The following is an 8035-nucleotide window of genomic DNA, read 5'->3' as shown; positions in this document are numbered from 1 at the left end:
GTCGGAACCGGGCTCCATGGTGTCCACCACGCCGATGAGCATGGCGAGCAGCCGGAACATGTCCGTCATGGAAATGTCCGCCCGCAGGCTTCCCTGCCCCTGGCCCCGCACCAGCAGCACGCTGATGGATTCCATGAGTGAGCCGGTAATGCCGGTCAGGAGTTCGCGGCGCCCCGCGACGGCGCCCAGCAGGTTGGCGTCGGCGCTGGCCGCGTCCATGAGCGCCTCCAGGACCCGAAGCAGTCCGGCGGCCCCGTCGATGTCCGCCAGGGCGCCGTCCACCACCGGATCCACCGTGAGGCGGAGCTGCCGGTTAAGGGCGGCCAGTACCAGCTCTTCCTTGTCCGCGAAATTGCGGAAGAGGGTGGCGGGGCCAACCCCTGCGGTAGCCGCGATGGTCTGCAGCGGTACCTCAGGCCCAAATTCGCGGAAGCATTGCCGGGCCGCCGTGATGATCTTGTCCACATTCCGCGCTGCGTCGGCACGGAGGGGCTTACGGGCGACTGCGAGGCTCATGCGAAAAGGTTAGCAACGGAGCTTTCAGCGAACACCGTTACTGCGCGGTAGGGGGTTATGTGACGCTCGCGGGCGCCATCCTGCCCTGTCACCGCTCGCAAGGCGTGGCACACTGGCCTCATGTTGCTTGCGTTTTCTGTCGCCCCGTCCGGCGCTCCCAGCGAAGGTTCCCGGCCCACTGACGCGTCAGTGCACGACGCCGTTGCCGCCGCCGTCAAAATCGTCCGGGAGTCGGGCTTGCCCAACACAACGGACTCGATGTTCACCACCATCGAAGGTGAATGGGACGAGGTCTTCGACGTCGTCAAGCGGGCAACGGAGGCAGTGGGGCGGTACGGCAGCCGCGTCTCCCTGGTGATCAAGGCTGATATCCGGCCGGGTTACACAGGGGAACTGACTGCAAAGGTGGACCGCCTGGAAGAAGCGCTCGCAGACGGTTCCTGACCCGCGGAGCCCCCGGGCCCGCCGTCGGCCTTTCGCCGGCACCAGGTTATTCTCCGGGCCCCTGCCGTCGCCGGCATCCAACATCTCTGGATTCCAACGCCACCCCATGCCAAACTGTGGCAATGTTTGAGCACCATCCCCGTCCGGAGTGGATTGCGGCAGAAGAGTTCCTGTCCGACGTCGTGGTCCATCCGGATCCTGCGCTGCAGCAGGCCATCAGTTCCGCCGCCGAGGCCGGGATGCCCGCCATCGAAGTGGCGCCCAACGCAGGCAAGCTCCTCAAGCTTCTGGTCCAGCTGTCCAGGGCCAGGCGCGTGCTCGAAATCGGCACGCTCGCCGGCTTCAGCACCATCTGGATGGGCCGGGGCCTCCCTTCTGACGGAACCCTGGTCACCTGCGAATTCCTGCCCAAGCACGCGGAGGTCGCGTGGGCAAACATCGATGCCGCCGGCCTGGGGGAAAAGGTGGAGATCCGGCTGGGTCCTGCGCTGGAGACCCTGGCGGCGCTGGAGGAAGAGGGCCGGGAGCCCTTCGATTTCATCTTCATTGACGCGGACAAGGAGAACAACAGCCGCTACCTGGACTGGGCCGTCCGGCTGGGAAGGCCGGGGGCCACGGTGGTCCTGGACAACGCCGTCTGGGAGGGGGCAATCCTGGACCCCGGAATGGACCCGGTCAACGCGCCGGGAATCATTGAGGCGCTTAGGCTCCTGGGCGGGCACCCGCGGCTCGACGCCACCGTCATCCAGACCGTTGGATCCAAAGGCTGGGACGGTTTCGCGCTTGCACGCATCCGGTAGCACCCGCGCCGGGACCTTCCTGCCCAACAAACTGCTAAGTATGCTTAGAATCAGAATCCGGCTGGCGACCAGCCGGACCAACAGCAGCAGTGGAGGAAACTGATGAAAGCGTCACCCACCCTTGCCGGCAATCTTCAGACGGTGCTTACGGACCTCATTGAGCTGCACCTGCAGGGAAAGCAGGCGCACTGGAACCTCGTGGGCACAAACTTCCGCGACCTGCACCTGCAGCTCGACGAGATCATCGCAGCCGCCCGGCTCTTCGCGGACCAGGCCGCGGAGAGGATGCGCGCGCTGCATGCCCTGCCGGACGGCCGCAGCGGCACCGTCGCCGCCGGAACCCGGCTGGACGGGTTCCCCGAAGGCCTGACCTCCACCAAGCAGACCGTCAAACTCATCACCGCCCGGCTGGAGCGGACGGTCCAGACCATGCGGGATGTCCACGACGAGGTGGATGAGGAAGACCCCACCAGCGCCGACCTGCTCCACGCTGCCATCGAGCGGCTGGAACAGCTGGCCTGGATGGTCAACGCCGAAACCATGGCACCCACAGCCTCCGTCACCGAGCCGGCCGGCACCTAGGCGCCGCCGCCACGATGCAGGAACTCTCCAAAAAACACAGCGCACCATCCGCCGGGAACGCCATGCCCGGCACCAACGCAGCGGTCCGGCTCTCCGCCGGAAGGGAAGGTCCGGACTGCCTGGATCCTTTGTTCCAGGCAGTCTCCGCCGGTGCCGGCAACGTGCCTGTTTTGCTTGGCCTGGCGCAGGAAGCCGGAAAGGAGTGGCCGCGGCCCGGTGAAGGCAGCACGGGTCTCCTCTGGGAGCTGCTGGCCACAGTTGCCGCCATCGACGTTGCAGCTGCCCGGGTCTTCGAGCCGCACCTGGATGCCCTGGCAATCCTGGCCCAGGCAGGGCATGATCCTGCCCGTGCCGGCGGCGCGTGGGGTGTTTTTGCGGCGGAAGGTCCAGGCATGCGGCTCACCGCGGAGAGCAACGGTTCCGGGGTGCTTTTGAGCGGCGCCAAGCCGTGGTGTTCCCTCGCCCAGGTGCTTGACCACGCGGTGGTCACTGCCCACACGGACGACGGCGGCCGTGCGGCTTTCGCCGTGGACCTGCGCCACGCCGGCGTGACCTGCGAGGAACCGGAGTGGGTGGCCAGGGGGCTGCAGGAAATTCCCAGCGGGACCGTTTGGTTCGACCGGGTCCCCGCTGAGCCGTTGCAGGGAACCAACTGGTACTACAGCCGTCCTGGTTTTGCGTGGGGCGGCATGGGGGTGGCCGCGTGCTGGCTCGGGGGAGCCGTGGGCATCGCCCGCGACTACCGTGACTCGCTCCGTGCCGGACGCCTTTCCGGCCGGGAGCCGGACCAGGTTGCGCTGGCCTCGCTGGGCGAGCTGGACCGCACCCTGGCCTCCGCGCTGCAGTACCTGGCAGGTACAGCGGAAGGCATCGACCGGCGGGGACAGATGCCCGCCGACCAGGGGTCTTCCCATCAGCGGGACGCCGCGCGGGTTTCGCCTTGGAGCGATGCGCTGCGCGTGCGCGGAACCTGTGCCGCCGCCGTCGAACGCGTCCTGACTGTAGTGGGCAGCAACCGCGGGCCGGGACCGCTGGCCTTCGACCGAACGTATGCCAAGCGGATGGCTGACCTGGCGCTGTACGTCCGCCAGCACCACGGCATGCGTGACGACGCCCAACTGGGCTCCCTGACCCTGAAAGGTGACGCTTCGTGGTGACCTTCCTGCACACGGATGAGGGGACTGACGAGTCGGCCTGGTCCGCTCGGGGCCTTCCGGTCATTCCTGAGCTTCCACTCGGTCCGGAGGAGCTTGCTGCCATGCGGTTCCTGGTCCTTGCCGCCCACCCGGACGATGAGACGCTCGGAGCGGGCGGCCTGCTGGCGCGGCTGCACGCCCTCGGCGCAGAGGTGGAGGTGCTGTTATGCACGGCAGGGGAGGCCTCGCATCCCGGGTCGACAACAGTCTCCCGGGAAGAACTGACTGCCAGGCGCCTGGCAGAGTTCGCCGCGGCCCTGGACCACCTGGGGCTGAACGGCCGCTGGCGGTACCTCGGCCTGCCGGACAGCGGCCTGGCGGAGCGCACTGCCGGCATCACCCGTTCGGTCAGCGAAGCCGCCGCAGCATTGGCCGGTTCTGCCGGCCGGCTCGCCATTGTTGCGCCGTACCGCGCCGACGGGCATGCCGACCACGATGCCCTCGGCGCTGCGGCCGCTGCTGTTGCCGCCGACAATGGATACGCACTCCTGGAATACCCCATCTGGTACTGGCACTGGGCCACCCCCGGGCACCCCGAATGGCAATCCTGGGTGAGGATGCCGTTGGAGCCCGGAGAGCAGTCCGTCAAGGAGCGGGCCATGCAGGAGCATGCCAGCCAGACCCGGCCGCTGTCTCCGCACCCCGGTGACGAGGTCCTCCTGAGCGGGTCCTTCCTGCGGCACTTCTCCCGCCCGTTTGAAACCTTCGCCTGGACTGCCCCGCAGGAGTTCATGCCCGGAAAACCAGGAAGCCCCGGTACCGTGCCGCGCACCAGCAAGGAAGCACAGGGCATCTTCGACGGCATCCACAGCCGGGAGCCGGACCCCTGGAAGTACACCACCAGCTGGTACGAGCGGCGGAAGCGCGCCCTGACGCTCGCGGCGCTGCCCTCCGAACACTATTCCGCGGCCCTGGAGATCGGTTGCTCCATCGGCACGCTGACGGAAGACCTCGCCCCGCGGTGCACCAGCCTGCTGGCCGTGGACGCCAGCGGTGCAGCGTTGGCGCAGGCAGCGCAACGCCTGGCCCCATTCCCGGGCGTCACCGCCATGCAGCTGACGCTGCCCGCCGAGTGGCCTGCCGGGAACTACGACCTGGTGGTGGTGTCCGAGGTGGGGTACTACCTCGCTGCCGCTGAGCTCGATGCCCTCATCGAAAAAACCAGGGACTCGATCCTCCCGGGCGGCACCCTGCTGTTGTGCCACTGGCGCCACCCCATTTCCGGCTGGGAGCTGGACGGTGAAGCAGTCCACACCCGGGTGCGCGACCGGTTGGCATGGCCCACCGCCGGACTCTACCGGGAGCGGGACTTCCTGCTGGAGACCCTGATTGCGCCCCCGGCGGCGGTGCCTGCTTGACGCCCATTGACAGGGTGGCCGTGGTGATTCCGGTCCACAACGAGGAGGAACACCTGGGCCGAGCCTTGGCCGGCGTGGAGGCCGCCGCATCAACACTCCGGCAGGTCCAGCCGGGAACCGATGTCAGGGTTCTCGCGGTCCTTGACTCGTGCACGGACGGTTCTGCTGCCATAGCGTCCTCATACGCCGCCCGGAACAGTTGCTTCTCTGTCCTTCCGGTCGCCTTTCGAAGCGTGGGAAGGAGCAGGCGCGCGGGAATCTGGCAGGCCCTGGGTGCCGGGGCAGATGCAAGCCCTGGCGACGAGGCCGGGTTGTGGCTGGCGAACACCGACGCCGACTCGGTGGTTCCGGACAACTGGCTCGTGGGGCAGCTCGAGTTGGCTGCGGCGGGAGCCGATGCGGTGCTCGGGTCCGTGGAAGTGGACCCCGCCGGGATGGCACCTGAACTGCTCAGCCGCTGGCAGTCGATGCACTCCTTCGGGGAGGACCACCCGCACGTCTTCGGGGCAAACCTCGGCGTCCGCGGTTCGGCGTACCTTGTGGCGGGCGGGTTCCCGCGGCACCTCTCGCATGAGGACAGGGTGCTCGCAGGGCGGCTGCGGGAACACGGGTTTGATGTCAGGGCCACGGACACTATCCGCGTGCGGACATCCGGCCGCACACAGGCCCGCGCCCCGAAGGGCTTCGGGGCCTATCTGCGGACGCTCGGCATGGAGATCGCCTTGGCGCCGGAAGCATAAAGGCAGCCCCGGGGCGGCAGGATGTGCGGGAACGTGGTTTAGCGGGAACGTAATCAACGGGACGGGGCTGCTGCGGTTGCGCAGCAGCCCCTTTGAGAAGGACTAGTCCTTCCGGAAAGCGTCCTTGACCTTCTCGCCGGCCTGCTTTAAGTCAGCCTTGGCCTGGTCCATCTGGCCTTCGGCCCGGAGGCTTTCGTCGTCAGTCGCCTTGCCGGCCGCTTCCTTGGCCCTGCCGGCCATCTTCTCGGCGGCGTTGTCGATCTTGTCGTCCAAACCCACGGCATTTCTCCCTTCGGCTGGTGACCTGCGGCGATACGCAGGTCATGCTCCCATGCTAGCTAGCCAGGGGTTGCTTCAACAGATGGCTGGCTGCACCGGGGAGCCGCTGCCTGAGGCGAACGGCGGGAACGTGTCAGACCAGGTCGGGGGCGCTGGCGACGATGTAATCCGCGGCTGCAGGACCGGTCATGGAAAGGTTGTTGCTATCCGGGTTGATTCCGTGGGTTCCCAACGCCACCCACAGTGCTTCCGGCGGCTGAAGCTGGGCTTTGTGGAGGAGGCACCAGCTGGTGTAGAGGCCATATAGCTCATCGCGTCCGAGGCCCAGCCCCGGCTCCCTGTCCGCGACAACTGCTTCGGCAAGAAAATCTTCAAAATGTGTAGCAGGCATGTTCGCTCATTCGGGCTCGACCTTGATGCCGCCGTATCTGCTTCAGCGGCCCTGCCGGCCCCGGAGGGGCTCAACAGAGTAATCATGAAGGTATGGCAGGGCGGCTCGCTTTGTCCAGTTAGGCAGCCCAGTCTGGACAGGCTCGGCAGGCAGGCGGAAAAGCCCGGCTGGTGGAGGCATCACGGCATGTGGAGTGGACCGGTGGGGTTGGCTGGACCGCGTGGATCGAGGGGGCCGACGGCGACTGGGGGGACTGGCCTCGGTCTCAGAAGAGGCCATCTCACCGCCGGCCCCGCCTGCTCCCGGATCCCTTGTTAAAACCCGGGAAACCCAAACAGGACCTCCAAGACAATTTTCTCCCATCTTGAAGGTCCTGCCTAGTCCCCGCGGAATGCCCTACCGGGCGTCGTTTCCGCCCCGGTCTTGGTTTCCGCCCAGGGCGCGGTCGCGTACCTTGTCCCGGACCCGGTCCCGGTGCGGTTCCCGGGGCTCCCCGGAGCCGCGGCCCCCGTCCTGGTCCCGGCCCTCGTCCGAGGACTCGTCCCCGCCGTTCCCGGCGCTGTACTTCTCACGGATTTCCCGTCCGTGCCGGATGTCCTCTTCCTCCTGCTTCTGCAGCTTCTCGCTCTTCTTGGTGTCCCTTGGCGGCAACTGGATGGTTTCCTCTGCCTTGATGCCCGCCTGGAGCTGGCGGCCGCGCTCCATTTCGGCGTCGAATTCCGCACCGAAGAGCAGCGACATGTTGAGGATCCAGAGCCACAGCAGCATCACGATCACGCCGCCCAGGGCGCCGTAGGTCTTGTTGTAGTTGCCGAAGTTGCCGACGTAGAAACCGAACCCCAGCGACGCCAGCAGGAAGATGAAGAGGGCGATGCCGGACCCCAGGCTCATCCACTTGAATTTGGGCTGCTTGACGTTGGGCGTGGCGTAGTAGAGGACGGCGATGATCACGATGATCAGTCCCACCATGACAGGCCATTTGGCGATGTCCCAGACAGCGAGGAAGACGCCGCTGAGGCCGATCAGGCCGCCCACCGCTTCTGCTACCGGGCCGCTCAGGACCAGCATGCCGGCCAGGATGGCCACGATGACGACGGCGAGGAGGGTGACCACCAGCATGGTTCCGCGCAGCTTGACGAAGGGCCTGCCCTCGTCCACCTCGTAGACCCGGTTCATGGCACGGCCGAACGCGCCGACATACCCTGAGGCGGACCACAGGGCGGTGGCCAGGCCAAGGACAAGGGTCAGCCCTGCGGCTGGTGCGCTGGCCAATTCTTCGACAGTTCCGCTGACGGTGTTGACCGTCTCGGCAGGGGCAAAACCACTCACGATCTGCAGCAGGGCACTGGTGGTTTTCTGGGGATCGCCGAAGAGCCCGATCACTGAGATGAGGGCCAGGATGGCCGGGAACAGTGACAGGACCGCGAAGTAGGTCAGGGCTGCGGCCTGGTCGGGGCACTGGTCTTTGCTGAATTCCCGAAGGGTCTTCTTGGCAATGTATTTCCAGTTCGGCTTGACGAGGTCTTTCGGACTCTCCGGCTTCCGGGAATCATCGGGTGCCGGGGCCTGGCCTGCTTTGGCGGTGCTGCTCTCGGATGCGTCATGAGTGGCCATGGGGTGTCCTCTCGATAAGGGGCGAAAAACGGACAGGCCAGCTCCGCGGTTGGCGGGGCCGGCCTGTCAGGTAGTGCTGGGTGCCTTGCGTGTGCCGCGGTGTACTGGATGCCGC

General features: G+C 66.8%; 10 protein-coding genes. 6 read left to right on the top strand and 4 right to left on the bottom strand.

Features of this window, described 5'->3' with window-relative positions; translation table 11 throughout:
• Positions 1–516, bottom strand: a 516-nt coding sequence (locus HTS88_RS21695) for a TetR/AcrR family transcriptional regulator (RefSeq protein WP_174182224.1), incomplete at its 3' end; no start/stop codon positions are given.
• 120 nt (positions 517–636) lie between these two features.
• Here HTS88_RS21695 and HTS88_RS21690 point away from each other — a divergent pair.
• The 6 genes from HTS88_RS21690 to HTS88_RS21665 all read left to right on the top strand — a co-directional run bounded on the left by HTS88_RS21690 (position 637) and on the right by HTS88_RS21665 (position 5636).
• Complete coding sequence (locus HTS88_RS21690; RefSeq protein WP_174182222.1) at positions 637–960, top strand: thiamine-binding protein; 324 nt, start codon at positions 637–639, stop codon at positions 958–960.
• Between the two features lie 122 nt (positions 961–1082).
• Positions 1083–1760 carry an O-methyltransferase gene (locus HTS88_RS21685; protein ID WP_174182221.1) on the top strand — a complete coding sequence of 226 codons (678 nt, stop codon included), beginning with the start codon at positions 1083–1085 and terminating at the stop codon, positions 1758–1760.
• A 102-nt stretch (positions 1761–1862) separates the two neighbouring features.
• Positions 1863–2342, top strand: coding sequence for a Dps family protein (locus tag HTS88_RS21680; protein WP_174182219.1), 480 nt, complete (start codon positions 1863–1865; stop codon positions 2340–2342).
• A gap of 62 nt (positions 2343–2404) precedes the next feature.
• Positions 2405–3499, top strand: a complete 1095-nt coding sequence (locus tag HTS88_RS21675) for an acyl-CoA dehydrogenase family protein (protein ID WP_174182217.1) — start codon at positions 2405–2407, stop codon at positions 3497–3499.
• Positions 3493–4896, top strand: coding sequence for a PIG-L family deacetylase (locus tag HTS88_RS21670; RefSeq protein WP_174182215.1), 1404 nt, complete (start codon positions 3493–3495; stop codon positions 4894–4896). The genes HTS88_RS21675 and HTS88_RS21670 overlap by 7 nt, the downstream gene beginning before the upstream one ends.
• Entirely contained in the window at positions 4893–5636 is a 744-nt protein-coding gene (locus HTS88_RS21665) for a glycosyltransferase family 2 protein (RefSeq protein ID WP_246256553.1), read from the top strand. The genes HTS88_RS21670 and HTS88_RS21665 overlap by 4 nt, the downstream gene beginning before the upstream one ends.
• Positions 5637–5738: 102 nt before the next feature.
• Here HTS88_RS21665 and HTS88_RS21660 read toward each other — a convergent pair whose 3' ends face one another.
• From HTS88_RS21660 to HTS88_RS21650, 3 genes are all read right to left on the bottom strand, one after another.
• Entirely contained in the window at positions 5739–5915 is a 177-nt protein-coding gene (locus HTS88_RS21660; protein ID WP_174182211.1) for a CsbD family protein, read from the bottom strand.
• 133 nt (positions 5916–6048) lie between these two features.
• A complete protein-coding gene (locus HTS88_RS21655) occupies positions 6049–6306 on the bottom strand; it encodes a hypothetical protein (protein ID WP_174182209.1) in 258 nt (85 codons plus the stop codon).
• Between the two features lie 396 nt (positions 6307–6702).
• Positions 6703–7920, bottom strand: coding sequence for a YihY/virulence factor BrkB family protein (locus tag HTS88_RS21650; RefSeq protein WP_174182207.1), 1218 nt, complete (start codon positions 7918–7920; stop codon positions 6703–6705).
• Positions 7921–8035 lie beyond the last annotated feature (115 nt).

The organism is Pseudarthrobacter oxydans (assembly GCF_013314975.1).
Classification (GTDB): domain Bacteria; phylum Actinomycetota; class Actinomycetes; order Actinomycetales; family Micrococcaceae; genus Arthrobacter; species Arthrobacter oxydans.
Note: the sequence above shows the minus strand (reverse complement) of the source record. Positions and strands in the feature narration are given on the sequence as shown.